General features: G+C 64.8%; 16 protein-coding genes. 7 read left to right on the top strand and 9 right to left on the bottom strand.

Annotation, left to right across the window (positions count from 1 at the left end; all coding sequences use genetic code 11):
• Positions 1–52: 52 nt before the first annotated feature.
• Genes bfr through hemP form a run of 3 tightly spaced genes read right to left on the bottom strand, consistent with a single transcriptional unit; the run spans position 53 to position 1,023 of the window.
• The gene (bfr, locus tag AZKH_RS19270; protein WP_041656408.1) at positions 53–529 is read right to left on the bottom strand and encodes a bacterioferritin; all 477 of its coding nucleotides are present in this window, start codon (positions 527–529) and stop codon (positions 53–55) included.
• Positions 526–762, bottom strand: coding sequence for a (2Fe-2S)-binding protein (locus AZKH_RS27000; RefSeq protein ID WP_015437473.1), 237 nt, complete (start codon positions 760–762; stop codon positions 526–528). The genes bfr and AZKH_RS27000 overlap by 4 nt, the downstream gene beginning before the upstream one ends.
• A gap of 57 nt (positions 763–819) precedes the next feature.
• Complete coding sequence (gene hemP / locus AZKH_RS19265; RefSeq protein WP_015437472.1) at positions 820–1,023, bottom strand: hemin uptake protein HemP; 204 nt, start codon at positions 1,021–1,023, stop codon at positions 820–822.
• 162 nt (positions 1,024–1,185) lie between these two features.
• Between hemP and AZKH_RS19260 the strand changes: the two genes are divergently transcribed.
• Positions 1,186–1,902: a fumarylacetoacetate hydrolase family protein gene (locus AZKH_RS19260; protein WP_015437471.1), complete on the top strand. Its 717-nt coding sequence runs from the start codon at positions 1,186–1,188 to the stop codon at positions 1,900–1,902.
• A gap of 19 nt (positions 1,903–1,921) precedes the next feature.
• Here the strand turns inward: AZKH_RS19260 and AZKH_RS19255 are convergent, their stop codons facing one another.
• From AZKH_RS19255 to AZKH_RS19230, 6 genes are all read right to left on the bottom strand, one after another.
• Positions 1,922–2,356 (bottom strand): hypothetical protein, encoded by a 435-nt coding sequence (locus AZKH_RS19255; protein ID WP_015437470.1) that lies wholly within the window; start codon positions 2,354–2,356, stop codon positions 1,922–1,924.
• Positions 2,357–2,365: 9 nt separating this feature from the next.
• Entirely contained in the window at positions 2,366–3,655 is a 1,290-nt protein-coding gene (locus AZKH_RS19250) for a hypothetical protein (protein ID WP_231874429.1), read from the bottom strand.
• A complete protein-coding gene (locus AZKH_RS19245; RefSeq protein ID WP_015437468.1) occupies positions 3,597–6,044 on the bottom strand; it encodes an EAL domain-containing protein in 2,448 nt (815 codons plus the stop codon). Before AZKH_RS19245 ends, AZKH_RS19250 begins: the two co-directional genes overlap by 59 nt.
• A gap of 25 nt (positions 6,045–6,069) precedes the next feature.
• Positions 6,070–7,449: a malonyl-CoA decarboxylase gene (locus AZKH_RS19240; RefSeq protein WP_015437467.1), complete on the bottom strand. Its 1,380-nt coding sequence runs from the start codon at positions 7,447–7,449 to the stop codon at positions 6,070–6,072.
• A 111-nt stretch (positions 7,450–7,560) separates the two neighbouring features.
• Positions 7,561–8,361 carry a prolipoprotein diacylglyceryl transferase gene (gene lgt / locus AZKH_RS19235; RefSeq protein ID WP_015437466.1) on the bottom strand — a complete coding sequence of 267 codons (801 nt, stop codon included), beginning with the start codon at positions 8,359–8,361 and terminating at the stop codon, positions 7,561–7,563.
• Between the two features lie 21 nt (positions 8,362–8,382).
• Positions 8,383–9,063, bottom strand: a complete 681-nt coding sequence (locus AZKH_RS19230) for a YceH family protein (RefSeq protein ID WP_015437465.1) — start codon at positions 9,061–9,063, stop codon at positions 8,383–8,385.
• A 142-nt stretch (positions 9,064–9,205) separates the two neighbouring features.
• Here AZKH_RS19230 and ilvD point away from each other — a divergent pair, with 142 nt between their 5' ends.
• The 6 genes from ilvD to rhtB all read left to right on the top strand — a co-directional run bounded on the left by ilvD (position 9,206) and on the right by rhtB (position 14,870).
• Positions 9,206–11,056 carry a dihydroxy-acid dehydratase gene (ilvD, locus tag AZKH_RS19225; RefSeq protein WP_015437464.1) on the top strand — a complete coding sequence of 617 codons (1,851 nt, stop codon included), beginning with the start codon at positions 9,206–9,208 and terminating at the stop codon, positions 11,054–11,056.
• A gap of 56 nt (positions 11,057–11,112) precedes the next feature.
• The gene (locus AZKH_RS19220) at positions 11,113–12,552 is read left to right on the top strand and encodes an EAL and HDOD domain-containing protein (RefSeq protein WP_015437463.1); all 1,440 of its coding nucleotides are present in this window, start codon (positions 11,113–11,115) and stop codon (positions 12,550–12,552) included.
• A gap of 63 nt (positions 12,553–12,615) precedes the next feature.
• Positions 12,616–12,810, top strand: coding sequence for a hypothetical protein (locus AZKH_RS19215; protein WP_015437462.1), 195 nt, complete (start codon positions 12,616–12,618; stop codon positions 12,808–12,810).
• A gap of 1 nt (position 12,811) precedes the next feature.
• Positions 12,812–13,114, top strand: coding sequence for a cell division protein ZapA (locus AZKH_RS19210; RefSeq protein ID WP_015437461.1), 303 nt, complete (start codon positions 12,812–12,814; stop codon positions 13,112–13,114).
• 307 nt (positions 13,115–13,421) lie between these two features.
• A complete protein-coding gene (locus AZKH_RS19205) occupies positions 13,422–14,228 on the top strand; it encodes a sulfite exporter TauE/SafE family protein (protein WP_015437460.1) in 807 nt (268 codons plus the stop codon).
• Positions 14,229–14,246: 18 nt separating this feature from the next.
• Positions 14,247–14,870 carry a homoserine/homoserine lactone efflux protein gene (gene rhtB, locus AZKH_RS19200; RefSeq protein ID WP_015437459.1) on the top strand — a complete coding sequence of 208 codons (624 nt, stop codon included), beginning with the start codon at positions 14,247–14,249 and terminating at the stop codon, positions 14,868–14,870.
• Position 14,871: the final 1 nt, after the last annotated feature.

Below are 14,871 nucleotides of genomic sequence, written 5' to 3'. Positions count from 1 at the left end.
GTGGTCATAGGGGACGGCCGGTGCTCGCACCGGACGTCGTCTTCCGGTTGCGTCAGCTCGACTCGCCCATCTGCGACTGCAGGTAGTTTTGCAGGCCGACCTTGTCGACCAGTTCGAGCTGGGTTTCGAGGTAATCGATATGCTCTTCGGTATCCTCGAGCAGTTCTTCGAAGAGCTCCCGCGAGACATAGTCCTTACAGGACTCGCAGTACGCGATCGCCTCGATCAGATCGGCTCGCGCGCCCAACTCGAGCTTCAGGTCTCCCTGCAGGCATTCCGGCACGTTTTCGCCGATCAGCAGTTTGTTCAGGTTCTGGAGGTTCGGGAGTCCTTCGAGGAACAGCACGCGCTCGATCAGCTTGTCGGCATGCTTCATTTCCTCGATCGACTCCTCGTATTCGTGATGCCCGAGCCGACCCAGCCCCCAATTCTTGTACATGCGGGCATGCAGGAAATACTGGTTGATCGCGGTGAGTTCGTTGGTGAGCTGCTTGTTGAGGTATTGAAGGACTTTCTTATCGCCTTTCATACGGCCTCCGCGGCAAACGAGAACGAGGGCGCGAACGCGGCTACTGCCGGCGTCGCGTTCGATGTCTGCTCTTCGATAGCCGAGCGCATGCAGTCGCGGGCGCAGCTTGCGCACCGACCGCATTCACCGGCCACGCCCAGGCGCTCGCGCAACTGACGCAGGGTAGATGCCCCTTCGCGAACAGCCTGTCCAATATGGCGCTCGGTTACCGCGTTACAAACGCAGACATACATAGTCTAGCCTCGATCTCTCGATTTACCGTGGGAATGACTTGCTTACTTCGGGCTTCTTCACTTCGTCAGGATCAGTTTTCCCGCTCGCGTCGCGCGCAGGAAGTACTGCGTACCGTGATGCTCGATCGCAACGCTGCTGCGCCCCTGCAGCAGGCGCATGCTCGGGATCGCCGATTCTTCCGTCCCGGAGCGCGAGGCTCCCTCGGTCGAATCCCGGCTTTCGTCGAGCTTGGCTCCCAGCTGAAAGGTTGCGAGCTTCATTGCAGTCGACATAGCGAATAGGAATGATTCGCATTACAACATCGACTGCTTGAACGGTCAACCCTCCTGTGATGTGATCTCGTGCCAGCATTGGTCAAAGATCGTCACGTCCGGCGGTCCCCCTTAAACGTGAGCCTGCGAACTCAGGCTGGAGCTTCATCGATGACTCTCGATTCCAAGGATTCCTTCGTATTCGAACCGGCGCCGCGCGCAGTCGTGCCGGTCGTCGGCGGCGGGCTGTTTCCCGTGCGCCGCATCTTCTGCGTCGCGCGCAATTACGCCGCCCATGCACGGGAAATGGGGAGCGACCCGAGCCGCGAAGCGCCGTTCTTCTTCACCAAGCCGGCCGACGCCGTACTGCCGATCAATACGGGACAGATCGGCGAGTTTCCCTACCCGCAAGCGAGCGAGGACGTGCATCACGAACTCGAACTCGTCGTGGCGCTCGGTTCGGGGGGTGTCGACCTGTCGGCCGAAGAGGCCGCCAAGTGCATCTGGGGATACGCCGTGGGCCTCGACATGACGCGTCGCGACCTGCAGGCGGAAGCCAAGGCGAAGGGGCGGCCGTGGGACATCGCCAAGGCCTTCGACGCCTCGGCGCCGATTTCCCCGATCCTGCCGGCCGCCGGGGAGGTGCTGCGGTCCGGCGAAATCCGGCTCGACGTGAACGGCGTGCTTCGTCAGCGCGGAGACCTGGCCGACATGATCTGGTCCATTCCCGAGATCATCGCCTTCTTCTCGCGCTACTACCGCCTGCAGGCGGGCGACCTGATCTTCACCGGTACGCCGGAAGGCGTCGGCCCTGTCGCGGTCGGCGACCGCCTGCACGGCGCCGTCGCCGGGGTAGGAGCGTTCGACCTGACCGTTGTGTCGCGCTGATCGCTCAGCGACCTGCCTTTCAGGGTAAGCGCAACAGGACTCTGACCCGCGAATCAGCCTCGGAGGCCGGCAGATAGCCGATCAGGTTCGGCCGTACGGCCAGCCACTGGCGCAGTTGGGCCACGTCGGCGGCCTCTACTGGCGGCAGCGCACGTCCGGTGAAGACCATCCGTGACCAGTGGGCGCGGATCTGGATCGGGTTCTTGCCGGTGAGCTTCAGGTAGAACTCGTCACGAACAGGGCCAGCCGGCAGGTCCGCGATCGCCAGCGCGAGGCCGTCCGGAAGGCTGTGGGCGCGGCCCAGGTAGAACTGTTCGACCTGTTCGCGCGTGAGCTCAGGCACATTGCTTTGCACGCCGGCGACGACCACGACCTGCGCAAGCGCGGGCGCTGCTGACAGGAGCAGGTAGCACAAGCATCCGAGCGCCAGGAGAGCGTTGCATCTTCTCAGCATCGCCGGGCCTCAGAAACTCAGGTCCAGCGACAGGCTGAACGTCGTCAGCGATTCGCCGCCGATCACACGCGGCGTGTCGACCGGTCGGGGGAAATAGGATCCCCACGAATCCCGATCGGGCCGTACATGCGATATCTCGGCTTTTAGTGCCGCGTGAGATGCGAGGTCCCAGCGCGTGCCGATCGTCAGGCTGTGTTGGGCATTGTTGCGGGAAGTCAGGAAGCGCTCCCACGCGCGTGCGAAACGGCCGGGCGGGATATTCGCCTCGGCAAACTGACGGTCGAGCGACTGCCGGGCCCACGTGACGTAGGGCATCACGTTGCCGAAGCGTCGCCCGAGGCTGAGATACCATCCGTGAGCGCTGACCACGTAACGGTCCGCGTGGCGGTGCGCATATTCACCGACGAACTGCCAGGTCCCGTCGTCCCACTGCGCGCCGATCGAATTGAAACTCGTTCGACCGTCGGTGCCGGCGAGGTCGTCGATCACGTCCTGTTGGCCGATGGCTCGCAGGGCTGCGGAGATGGCGTGGAAATTGGTGTCGCCTCGCTCCAGCGTGAAGCGCGCATCGCCGTGGCCGAGGTGCAGCGAATAGTCGCCCTGCGTCAGCACCACGTTGACGCCCGCGGTCTCCTTCAGGCGCGCTTTGCCCTGAGGGAACCGGATCTCGCCGCCGCCGATGTAGGGATGAATCTCGGCATCGAGTTCGCCGATGCGGGTGTGATAAATCAGGTCGACGCCGTCCAGATCGTTGAACGGATTGAGGCCGTATACCTCGACCGGTGGTCGGACCCACATGTTCGCGTAATTGACGTACAGCGAATCGGACAGCATGAAGAACGGCACCCGCAGCCGCCCGATGCGCATCGACAGTCCGGGGGCCAGCGTCTGGCGCAGGAAGGCCAACGTGATGCGCGGATCCTGCTTCTCGGCGCCATCCTCCCGCGCCACGACCTGCACGGTGACGTCGTTGTATTCCGTCAGGCGCAAGCTCCCCTGAAGTCCGAGCAGGGTGTCGGGGCTGAAATCGGGGTCCTTGTTGCCGGGGAAATTGACGCCGTTGCGCGTGAACCAGACGTCCTTGTTGTCTGTCGTCACGGCACCCAGCGTGCCAAATCCCGACAGCTCAAGCCGGGGCGGGGTGGGGGAGTCCTCCGCGTATGCGGTGCTCGCTCCGGGATTCGTTGCCGCAATCAGTACTGCAATCTGCAAAATCCGCTTCATCGGCCCTCTCTCAGGGTCATGCTGCCGCCTCCGCTCCGGTCGGCTTTCCAAACAGAAGGTTTTCCACTGCCGCATCGTCGAGCGGCTTCGAAAACAGGTAACCCTGCCCGTAGTCGCAGCCCATTTCGCGCAGCAGGTTCGCCTGCGTCCGCGTTTCGATGCATTCGGCAACGACGAGCATGCCGAGATCGTGGGCGAGCTCGATGCTCCGCGCAACGATGGTGCGCAGGCGTTCGTCGTTCTCGAGCGAACGCACGAAGGAGCCATCGAGCTTGACGACGTCGCAGGGGATCGTGTGCAGATAACTGAGAGCCGAATAACCGGTGCCGAAATCGTCGATCAGCACCGACATGCCGGCGTTGCGCAGCCGCTCCAGGATCTGCGAAGCCGGGCCGTCCGGCTGGGCGAGCACGCTTTCGGTGACCTCGAAGCGCAACATGTCGGCAGGCAGCCCGTGCTGTGCGATCTCGGCGATGATTTCGCCCGCCAGGTCGGGGCGCGCGAATTGGGTCGCCGAGAGATTGACGCTGACGCGCGGTACCGCGGCGTTGCCCGCGCGGCGCTGCCAGAGCAGGATGCGCTCACAGGCGCGCTTGAGGACCAGCATATCCAGCTCATGGATCAGGCCGATGGCCTCGGCCAGCGGGATGAACATGTTGGGAGGCAGCATGCCTTGCGTCGGATGCCGCCATCTCACGAGGGCTTCGAAGCTGCTGATGCTGCCATCCTCGAGCGAGACGATGGGCTGGAAATGGACCGTCAGGTCCTGCTCGCGCAAGGCGGTGCGCAGGTCGCCTTCGAGGCGCAGGCTCTGCACGGCCTGCTCGTGCATCGACGTGTGGAAGATCGCGACCGCGTCTTCACCGCGCTTGCGGGTCCGCTGCAGGGCGTTGTCCGCATCGCGCAACATCGTCTCGGCCGAGCGGGTTTCCGTGTAGTCGGCGCTCAGTGCCACCCCGATGCGATACTTGGGATACAGGACCTGGCCGGCGACGCTGGTCGGCTCCGCCAGTTTTTCGCGTAGCGCCTCGCCCAGGCGCAGCGCTTCCGCGGGGTTCTCGATGCGGTTGAGCAGCAATGCGAACTGGTCCCCGCCGACGCGGGCCACGATGTCGCCCTGCCGCAGCGTTTCGCTGATCGTCTGCGCGACGTGGCGCAGAAGTTCGTCGCCGGCCGCATGCCCGAAGCTGTCGTTGACGAGCCGGAAACGCTGCAGGTTGATCGCCAGCACGGCGAAGTTCTGCGAGTCGGCGTGCTGTTGCTGTGCGAGGGCGCTCCGGACATGCTCGAGGAACAGGGCACGATTGGGCAGACTGGTCAGCCCGTCGTGCAGCGCGTCATACTGGAGGCGCATCTCGGCGAGCTTGTGCAGGTGGACATCGGTGATCGAGCCGGCCATACGGAATGCCCGGCCGTCGGCGCCGCGCAGCGCCACACCCCGTTTCATCACCCAGCGGAAGCTTCCGTCGCGTTGGCGGGCTCGATATTCGCAACGGAACTGAGCGCTGTATCCTTTCAGATGCTCGATCAGGATGCTGCGGTAATTGCGCAGGTCGTCGGGATGGATGTTCGCGGTGACGTCGTTGGGCGCATGGTACTCGCGCTCGCTCGGCAGACCCGCGATTTCGGCGCAGCGGGGCGAGCAATAAACCTGATCGGCCACGATGTCCCAGTCCCACAGGCCGTCGTTGGCGCCCTGGATCGCCAGTTCGTAGCGCTGCTCGCTTTCGCGCAGCCGTGTCGCCGCCTGCTGCAGTTCGCCGACGCGGTCCTGCAGATTTGCCGCCATCATGTTGAAGCGGCGCGCCAGCCGTGCGAGTTCGTCGTCGCCTTCTTCGGGCAGGCGGTGGTCGAGGCGTCCGGCGGCGATCGCCTCGCTGCCGGCGAGCAGGCGCGTGAGGTTGCGCGTCAGCAGGTAGCCGATGCCGGACAGGAGAACGAAGGTCAGCAGGATTTCTGCGATCGCGATCGCCGCCCCTTGCTCGGTGATCGCGCGGCGTGCTCCGGAGAGGGCCGATACCGAGATGCCGAACTGCATGAAGCCGACCGTATTGCGGTCCAGAAGTAGCGGACGCCGGACATGGAAGAGGTCGCCGGTGGCGCTGCGGGTGGTCCCGTTATCGACCTCGGGGATCTGCTGCATCTCCGGCATGCCCGCACTGACCAGGGTGCGGCCGTCGGGCGAGGCGATCCTGACGTAGACGAGGCCCTCGTCGCCCTCTGACAGCAGCTCGCCGAGGACGTCCTGCAGCGCGCCGAAGCCGCCGTTGTCGGCGTAGGCCGCCGCCATCGCATGCAGCATCGTCGCGTTCTGGCTCGTCAGCGTCCCGATGCTGGCCCCGATCGCGTCGTTCATCAGGCGCACGCTGTTGGCGAGCAGCAGCGTCAACAGCAGCACCTGCACGACGGTGCTTGCGAGCAACAAGCGGATGCGGATCGAGGCGCGAGGTAAGGGCAGTTTCACTTTGCGTTCTTGACGTGCTGCGTTCTCAGCGTCGCGTGAGCCGCTTCACGCCCGTGGCCGCGTCGATGCGGCCTTCGCCGGCAAATGCCTCGACGTTGTCGACGATACGGTCGGGGTCGTAGAGGTAATTCACCATCACGCCCCACGACTGCGCCAAACCCTTGTCCGATGCGTCGGCAAGCCAATTCAGACGTTCGACACGAGCGCCGTTTCCGAGATGGAAGCGCGCGACCGAATCGAGGGGCTGCATGTCGCGTTTGGCGTGCAGCAGATAGGCTGCCGTCGCTCTCAGCAGCGGGCTGCGGAGGGCTGCCGAGAGGGCCGCGTCCTGCGTCCAGTCCGTGCTCCCGGCGAGCACGGCTTTCAGGCGCGCCGATTCCGGGCCCTCGATGCCGGCTGCCGCCAGGCGTTCCCAGTCCGCCTCCGCGAAGACGGCCAGCACCTCGTTCGGATTCTTCGTCGCCCAGCGCACGAGGCCCGGGATCGGCGACAAGGTGGCGAAGGTCGTCAGCTGCGGGAAGTCGCGCTGCAGATCGTCGACCACCCGCTTCAGCAGGAAATTGCCGAAGGAGACGCCGCGCAGGCCGGCCTGCGTCGCGCTGATCGAGTAGAAGATGGCCGTCGTTGCGCGTGCGACGTCGTGGGCTGGGGCGTTTTCGTCGAGCAGCTTCTGCACGTTGTCGGCGAGCTCGTCGAGCAGCGCGACTTCGACGAAGATCAGCGGTTCGAGCGGCATGCGCGGATGGAAGAACGCATAGCAGCGCCGATCGGAACCCAGGCGGTTCTTCAGGTCGCGCCAGGATCGGATCTCGTGCACTGCCTCGTACTTGACGATCTTCTCGAGCAGCGCCGCCGGCGAGTTCCATGTGACGCGCGACAGTTCGAGGAAGCCGACGTCGAACCACGCCGTCAGGCGCGCTTCGAGCTCGCGATCGAGCGCCTTCAACTCCTTGTTGTGTTCGAGGAAGTGCAGCAGATCCGAGCGCAGGTCGACGAGAAACTTCACGCCCTGGGGGATCGCATTGAACTGCGTGAGGATGCGGATCCGCGACGAACGCATCGCCGCGCGCAGGTTTGCTTCGGCATCCCACTGCCGCTCGGTTCCCACCGCTGTCTGATAGGCGTCATGGGCCTTCGCCACGCGCTTCGGGTCCGGCCCGAATTCGAGCGCGATCATGCGCAGGAAGGCGAGGCGTCCCGCTTCGTCGAGCTTCAGGTAAGTGTCTGCGAGGCGTGCCGCGCGCAGGCGTGTCGAGACCTCGCCTCCGCGGTTCTCGGCGCATTCATGGAGCTGGCGTCTGACGCGTTCGAGTTGTTTTTCGGTCGGTTCGCTGCGGCGCCCGGTGGCATTGGCGACAATCTCGCGAACTCGGGAGAGGCTACGCGAAACCAGTCCGGATGCCATCTGCTGTCTCCTGCGATCTTCTCATCCGCATCCTGCCAGAAATGAAGTCATCATGTTGCGCAATATTGCACGACGCTTCGGAGCGCCGTGCGTCGCGCGCGATATTTTTCCTTATTTTGCAAATACTTCCGTGCGGCGCACCGTTGTCAGCAGCCATATCCCCGCAGCAATCATGGGTATGCACAGCCACTGGGCGGTCGACAGGCCAAGCGACAGCGTGCCGAAGATTCCCGGATCGGGCGTGCGGAAGAATTCGGCGGCAAAACGCAGCACGCCGTAGCCGAGCAAAAATGCTGCCGATACCGCTCGTGTCGGTCTGGGTTGGCTCGCGTACAACCACAGCAGCACGAACAGCAGCAATCCTTCGCCCGCGGCTTGGTATAGCTGCGAGGGGTGGCGGGGGAGATTGTCGACCCACGGGAAGATCATCGCCCATGGCACATCGGACTCGACCGGCCGTCCCCACAGCTCTCCGTTGATGAAGTTGCCGATCCGGCCTGCGGCGAGGCCGGTGGGCACGAGCGGTGCGACGAAGTCGGTGACTTCCCAGAAGCTCTTTCCGAACTTGCGCCCGAAAAGCCACATGCCGACCAGGACGCCGAGGAAGCCGCCGTGGAAACTCATCCCGCCCTTCCAGATCGCAAGGATTTCGGCTGGATGGGTGAAGTAGTAGCCCGGCTGGAAAAAGAGCACTTCGCCGAGCCGCCCGCCCAAGACGACGCCGATCATGCCATAGAGCAGCAGGTCGTCGATCTGCTGCGGCGTCCATCCGAGCTCGGGCCGCCGTTTTGCGTGGAGGCGGCCGAGGACGGTGAACAGCACGAACGCGACGAGGTACATCAGCCCGTACCAGCGCACCGACAGCGGTCCGATGGACAGGGCGACGGGATCGAATTGCGGATGGATCAGCATGGCGGTTACGGCTGCCGCCCCTTAGCTGAACTGGGCGCGGAACTCGTCGAACTCGCGGCGCAGTGTGTCGAGTTCGTCGCGCAGGCGCCGCACTTCCTCTTCGAGTTCGGCATTGCGCGAGCGCGACCCCGGCGCGCCCGGACTCGCAGAGTCGGCCAGGGCCGCAAACGCCGCAGCACCGCCCAGGAGATGCCCGTAGCGGGTCTCCTTCGTGCCGGGCGCGCGCGGAAGCGCCGCCGCCATCGGCGGGTATTTTTCGGCGAGATGTTCGAGGACGCTTTCCACGGTGGCGATGTCGTCGAAGCGATGCATACGCTCGGCGCGCTGGCGGATCTCACCTGCCGTCTGTGCTCCACGCAGCAGCAGCACGCCCAGCACGGCCTGTTCTGCGGGAGGCAGCGAATGGCGCAGTCGCACGAGATGTTCGTACTTCGCCACGCGGGCACTGGCGGTGTCGCGCCGCGACACGAGCTTGCGTGCCATCAGGCTGTCGATCCCCGTCTGCACTTCGTCGTCGCTCAGACTCATCACCGGGTCGCGGCCGGTCAGCTGGTTGCAGCCGGTGACGATCGCGTTGAGCGACAACGGGTAGGTATCGGGTGTGACGAAAGCTTTTTCGATCAATACGCCGAGCACCCGGATTTCGATCGGGTTGAGGTCGAAGCCATCGCTGGCGGAGTCGGAGGACGTCGGTTCGGTCATCGGTCTGCGTGAATCGGAAGCATGGGGCAGGAGGGCAATGATAGCCGACTCCCCCGTGTTCCTTCGGTTAGAATCGAGAAACTTGATCGAACTGGCGACCGCGCCCGTTGGCCGGCGCCGCACCTGCAGAGTCGAGGATCCCATGCCCCAATACCGTTCCCGTACCTCCACCGCCGGTCGCAACATGGCAGGCGCACGCGCCCTGTGGCGCGCCACCGGCATGAAGGACGGCGATTTCGAAAAGCCGATCATTGCCGTCGTCAACAGCTTCACGCAGTTCGTGCCTGGCCACGTCCACCTCAAGGATCTCGGGCAACTGGTGGCCCGCGAGATCGAGGCCGCGGGCGGCGTCGCGAAGGAATTCAACACGATCGCCGTCGACGACGGCATCGCGATGGGCCACGGCGGCATGCTGTATTCGCTGCCTTCCCGCGAACTGATCGCCGACAGCGTCGAGTACATGGTCAATGCGCACACGGCCGATGCGATGGTGTGCATCTCGAACTGCGACAAGATCACCCCGGGGATGCTGATGGCGGCGCTACGCCTCAACATCCCGGCGATCTTCGTCTCGGGCGGCCCGATGGAGGCCGGCAAGGTCAAGTGGGAAGCCAAGGTGATCTCGCTCGATCTCGTCGATGCGATGGTCAAGGCCGCCGACAGCAGCTGCTCGGACGAGGAAGTCGATGCCGTCGAACGCTCGGCCTGTCCGACCTGCGGTTCCTGCTCGGGCATGTTCACCGCGAACTCGATGAACTGCCTCACCGAAGCGCTGGGCCTGTCGCTGCCGGGCAACGGCACCGTGCTCGCCACCCACGCGGACCGCGAGCACCTGTTCCGCAAGGCCGGGCGCACGATCGTCGACATGGCGCGCCGCTATTACGAGAAGGACGACGCGTCGGTGCTGCCGCGCTCGATTGCGAGTTTCCGTTCCTTCGAGAACGCGATCAGCCTCGACGTCGCGATGGGTGGATCGACCAACACCGTCCTGCACCTCTTGGCCGCGGCGCGCGAAGCCGGCGTCGACTTCACGATGGCCGACATTGACCGCATCTCGCGCAAGGTTCCCTGCCTGTGCAAGGTCGCCCCGGCTATTGCCGACGTGCACATCGAGGACGTCCACCGCGCCGGCGGCATCATGGGCATCCTCGGCGAACTCAACCGTGCCGGCCTGCTGCACACCGAAGGGCCGACCGTGCACAGCAAGACCCTCGGCGAGGCGATCGCGCGCTGGGATGTCATGCAGGCGCATGAAACCAGCGTCTTCGAGTTCTACAAGGCGGCGCCCGGCGGCGTGCCGACGCAGGTCGCGTTCTCGCAGAACCGCCGCTGGAACGAGCTCGACATGGACCGCTCGCACGGCGTCATCCGCGACCGCGAAAATGCCTTCAGCCAGGACGGCGGCCTCGCCGTGCTGTACGGCAATATCGCCGAGAAGGGCTGCATCGTGAAGACCGCGGGTGTCGACGAATCGATCTGGAAGTTCTCCGGGCGCGCGCGCGTGTTCGAGAGCCAGGAAGACGCCGTCGAGGGCATCCTCGCCGACAAGATCGTCGCCGGCGACGTCGTCGTGATCCGTTATGAAGGGCCGAAGGGCGGTCCGGGCATGCAGGAAATGCTCTATCCGACGAGCTACCTGAAGTCGAAAGGCCTCGGAAAGTCGTGCGCGCTGCTGACCGACGGTCGCTTCTCCGGCGGCACCTCCGGCCTGTCGATCGGCCATGCATCGCCCGAAGCAGCTTGCGGCGGCGCGATCGCGCTGGTGGAGGAGGGCGACACGATCGAGATCGACATCCCGAACCGTCGCATCCATCTCGCCGTGTCCGATGCCGAGCTCGCGAAGCGTCGCACCGCCATGGACGGCAAGGGCGAAAAGGCGTGGAAGCCGGCGAACCGCCAGCGTGTCGTTTCGGCCGCGCTGCAGGCTTACGCCGCGCTGACCACCAGCGCCGACACCGGTGCGGTCCGCGACGTCACCCAGTTGCAGCGCTGATCGCGCTTCGGGTTATGATGACGTGCTAATGGGCTGGCACGCGGATAGGGAGTCAAATGTTTGGCTGGTTGAAGCGTCTCATCGGTGGTGACCCCCCGGCTTCACCCGGGGCGTCCGGCTCGGGTGGCACGGCGGTCGCCGAGCCGCCCGAGCGCGAGGTGCCGACCCGGGTTCCCTCGCCGCTCCCCGAGGTTTCCGCTCCGTCGCCCGAGGTTGCCGTACCGGCCTCGGCGGCCGCTTCTGCGTCCGGGACTCCACCCGCCGATCCGGCACTGGCGCTGCTGTGCCGCGAGGAAATCCTCGACCGCGACCAGAACTCCGTCGGCCAGGCCTTCGAATTGCGTGAGGACGTGGCTGGCCGCGTGCGCGCCTCCGGACGACGCGCGCGGGATTTCATGAACGAGTTGCTGGTCGATCAGATCGACCGCTACGGCCGTGGCGCTGCGTTGCGCAGCCGGCAGGTCTGCCTGCGGGTGTGGGATGGCTTTCTCGCCAATCCGGCGTTGGGGCGGCTGAAAGGGCTGAACGCGACGCTGCTCGTGCAGCCGGAATTCGCGATGCGCGCGGCGTCTGCCGAGACCGTCGAGAACGCCCGTCGTCTGCGTGAAACCGGGATGCGGATCGCGCTCGACCACGCCGAACTCGGCGCGTGGCTCGAGAGCATGCTGCCGGTGGCGGATGCGGCCGTGTTCCGTATGGGCTTCTGTGCGCCCGAGGAAGTCTCCCTCTTCACCCGCAGCGTGCAGCGCCTGAAACCCGGCGTACATGTGTGGGCCTGGGAAGTGGGCACCCAGGATGATTTCGAACTCGCCCGCAGCGTCGGCTGCCAGACGTTTTCCGGCGGCTTCGTGACGCGTCGCGAAGACTGGAAGGGCAACAGCCTGTCGCCGCACGGCATGCGTCTCGCGTCGCTGCTCAATCGCCTGCGCAGCGGCGTCGAGACCCGCGAGATTGCCGAAATCCTCAAGCACGACCTTGCACTCGCCTACCGGCTATTGCGCTACGTCAATGCCGCCGCGTGGGGGCTCAACCATCGCATCACGTCCGTCGAGCAGGCGATCGTCGTGCTCGGTCAGCAGCCGCTCGAGCGCTGGGTATCGATGATGCTGATGGGCAGTCATCACGCTCCCGGCGAAGCCGTGGTGATGGAAGAGGCGCTGGTGCGTGCGCGCTTCCTCGAACTGGTCGGTGTGCTGCGCGGCGAACGCGATCCGGCGGCGCAGTTGTTCGTGCTGGGGCTCTTCTCGATGCTCGACGTGGCCCTGCACATGCCGCTCGAGGAGGCGATCAAGCCATTGAAGCTATCCGAATCGATGCAGGACGCCCTGTTGCACCAGCGTGGCCCGATGGCGCCGTATCTCGAACTGGTGCTTGCGTTCGAGCGCGGCGACTCCGAGCGCGTCCAGTCCTTCGCTCAGGTGCTGGGCGTCGATGTGGGCGAGCTCAACCGCCTGCAGTTCGAGGCGCTCGACTGGGTTCAGGCCGCCGAATCCTGATTGCATTCCGGCATATGCGTCCCCGCCTTGACCCGTTGGCGGGGGACCTCTACCATCCGCCGAATGGACGCAGAACTCTATAAGCTCGAGAACCAGATCGAACAGTTGATCGGTCTCTACGAAACCTGCAAGGCGGATGGCCGGGAGCTGCGCGCGCGCGTTGCGCGCCTGGAGGCCGAGAACCGCGTGCTGGCTGACAAGGTCAGGCTGGCGACATCCAGGCTCGAGAGTGTGCTCGAGCAATTGCCGGAATCCTGAAATGCCAAGCGACACCCTCGATATCACCCTTTTGGGCAAGGCATATTCCGTTGCCTGTCGGCCGGAAGACAAGGACGGCCTGCTCGCCGCGGTCGCATTTCTGGACGAGAAACTCAACAGCCTTGCCAGCCGGACGGGTTCGTCCGGAGAGAAATTGGCTGTCATGACCGCTTTGAATATTGCCCACGAGTTTTTGCAGTTTCAGCGTGCCGGCGGGTTTGACATGCAGGCCGCAAAGCGTAGAATCGGGCTTGTAAACGCACGCCTCGACGGGGTTCTCGCGCAGCAGGAAAAGCTTTTTTAACAAGCACTTGTGCGTGGGTTGGTGTGCGGGTAAGGTCAATCCCCGCTGTGTCGTCGAAGTCGTAGATTCCTTGGACCAATGTCGAAAGACTTGGTCGCGGACCAGAATGCCGCAGGTGTGCACGCCCCCCGCCGGGTGAGCCTGATGCGGAAGGGAAGCGACCTCCCTGAACCCTAGGTTCAGGATGCCGGCGGAGGCGACACAGCGGGGGCCAGTACAGGAGGCGCGGATCACGGTCCGCGCCTTTTTGTTTTTTTGCTGTTGCCGCGGCAGGAGCAGGTCTGCGAAGTACCGGAGTGGCTGCTGAATGACGTTCGACGTGTGGTGGCTGAGCTATCTCGTGCTCGGCGGGTTCGTGGGGTTCTTTGCGGGCCTTCTCGGGGTGGGTGGCGGTGGCATGATGGTCCCGGTACTGACCTCGCTGTTCGTCGCCCAGGGGATGCCCAAGGACAACGTCGTGCATGTCGCGCTCGGTACCTCGATGGCGGCCATCGTACTGACTTCGCTGTCCAGTCTGCGCGCCCATCACAGCCATGGCGCGGTCCGTTGGGACGTCGTCCGGTACATTGCGCCGGGCGTCGTCGTCGGTACCTTCCTCGCGACCTTCATCGCTTCGCGCCTGCCGACGAAGCCGCTCGCGGTCTTCTTTGCATGCTTCATGGCGTACGTTTCCGTGCAGATGCTCGCGAACATCAAGCCGAAGCCCTCGCGCGAGCTGCCCGGCCCGCTGGGCATGAGTGCCGTCGGCGCAGGCATCGGCGGTGTTTCCGCGCTGGTCGCGATCGGCGGCGGTTCGCTGTCCGTGCCTTTCATGACCTGGTGCAACGTCAAGGTGCATCACGCGATCGGGACCTCCGCGGCGATCGGTTTGCCGATCGCACTTGCCGGGACGGCCGGATACTTGATCAACGGTTTCGGTCATGCCGACGTGCCGCCCTACAGCATCGGTTATATCTACCTGCCAGCGCTGGTGTTGGTCAGCGTGGTCAGCACCTTTACCGCGCCCTTCGGCGCGCGGCTGGCACATCGGCTGCCGGTGGCGACGCTTAAGAAGATCTTTGCCGGCGTGCTAATGGTGCTTTGTGCGAAGATGCTGCATGCCATCTTCTTTTGATCGATCGGAGGTTTGACGATGAGCTGGAGCATGTGGCTCGCGTTTCTGGCGGCTTCTGTCGTGATCGCCGTGTCTCCCGGGCCGGGGGCGGTCCTCAGCATGGCGACGGGCTTGCGCCACGGCTATCCGGTCGCCTTGCGGGCGATCGCGGGCCTGCAGACTGCGTTGGTGATCCAGCTTGCCGTGGTCGGCCTGGGGCTGGGAGCGCTGCTGGCAGCGTCGAGTCTGGCATTCACGGCGCTCAAGCTCGCCGGCGCGGCCTACCTGATCTGGCTTGGCGTCAAGAAGTGGCGCTCATCGGTGGTGGCCGGCGAGGACGCACGGTCCGATGCCGCGGGCGATGCCAGGGGCGGCCACTACGTGCAGGGCCTGCTCGTGAACCTGAGCAATCCGAAGGCGATCGTCTTCATGGTCGCCCTCGTGCCCCAGTTCATCGATCCCGCCGCGCCGCAGTTGCCGCAGTTCGCGATCATTGCACTGACGATGGCCACCGTGGATACGATGGTCATGTCGGGCTACGCGCTCCTCGCAGGGCGTTGCCGCGGGTGGCTGAACAATCCACGCGCGCTGCGTGCGCAACACCGCATGTTCGGCGGGATGTTCGTCGCCGCAGGTTCCCTGCTCGCCGCGTCGTCGCGCTGAG

Source organism: Azoarcus sp. KH32C (genome assembly GCF_000349945.1).
GTDB lineage: Bacteria > Pseudomonadota > Gammaproteobacteria > Burkholderiales > Rhodocyclaceae > Aromatoleum.
The sequence above is the reverse complement of the archived record's forward strand: the minus strand, read 5'-3'. Positions and strand labels throughout refer to the sequence as shown.

Coding starts and splice junctions, on each gene's coding strand:
- AZKH_RS19240 (WP_015437467.1), bottom strand. CDS start 7,449: ATGGCATCCGGACTGGTTTCGCGTAGCCTCTCCCGAGTTCGCGAGATT.
- rhtB (WP_015437459.1), top strand. CDS start 14,247: ATGAGCTGGAGCATGTGGCTCGCGTTTCTGGCGGCTTCTGTCGTGATC.
- bfr (WP_041656408.1), bottom strand. CDS start 529: ATGAAAGGCGATAAGAAAGTCCTTCAATACCTCAACAAGCAGCTCACC.
- ilvD (WP_015437464.1), top strand. CDS start 9,206: ATGCCCCAATACCGTTCCCGTACCTCCACCGCCGGTCGCAACATGGCA.
- AZKH_RS19230 (WP_015437465.1), bottom strand. CDS start 9,063: ATGACCGAACCGACGTCCTCCGACTCCGCCAGCGATGGCTTCGACCTC.
- lgt (WP_015437466.1), bottom strand. CDS start 8,361: ATGCTGATCCATCCGCAATTCGATCCCGTCGCCCTGTCCATCGGACCG.
- AZKH_RS27000 (WP_015437473.1), bottom strand. CDS start 762: ATGTATGTCTGCGTTTGTAACGCGGTAACCGAGCGCCATATTGGACAG.
- hemP (WP_015437472.1), bottom strand. CDS start 1,023: ATGAAGCTCGCAACCTTTCAGCTGGGAGCCAAGCTCGACGAAAGCCGG.
- AZKH_RS19205 (WP_015437460.1), top strand. CDS start 13,422: ATGACGTTCGACGTGTGGTGGCTGAGCTATCTCGTGCTCGGCGGGTTC.
- AZKH_RS19210 (WP_015437461.1), top strand. CDS start 12,812: ATGCCAAGCGACACCCTCGATATCACCCTTTTGGGCAAGGCATATTCC.
- AZKH_RS19260 (WP_015437471.1), top strand. CDS start 1,186: ATGACTCTCGATTCCAAGGATTCCTTCGTATTCGAACCGGCGCCGCGC.
- AZKH_RS19255 (WP_015437470.1), bottom strand. CDS start 2,356: ATGCTGAGAAGATGCAACGCTCTCCTGGCGCTCGGATGCTTGTGCTAC.
- AZKH_RS19215 (WP_015437462.1), top strand. CDS start 12,616: ATGGACGCAGAACTCTATAAGCTCGAGAACCAGATCGAACAGTTGATC.
- AZKH_RS19220 (WP_015437463.1), top strand. CDS start 11,113: ATGTTTGGCTGGTTGAAGCGTCTCATCGGTGGTGACCCCCCGGCTTCA.
- AZKH_RS19250 (WP_231874429.1), bottom strand. CDS start 3,655: ATGCGGCAGTGGAAAACCTTCTGTTTGGAAAGCCGACCGGAGCGGAGG.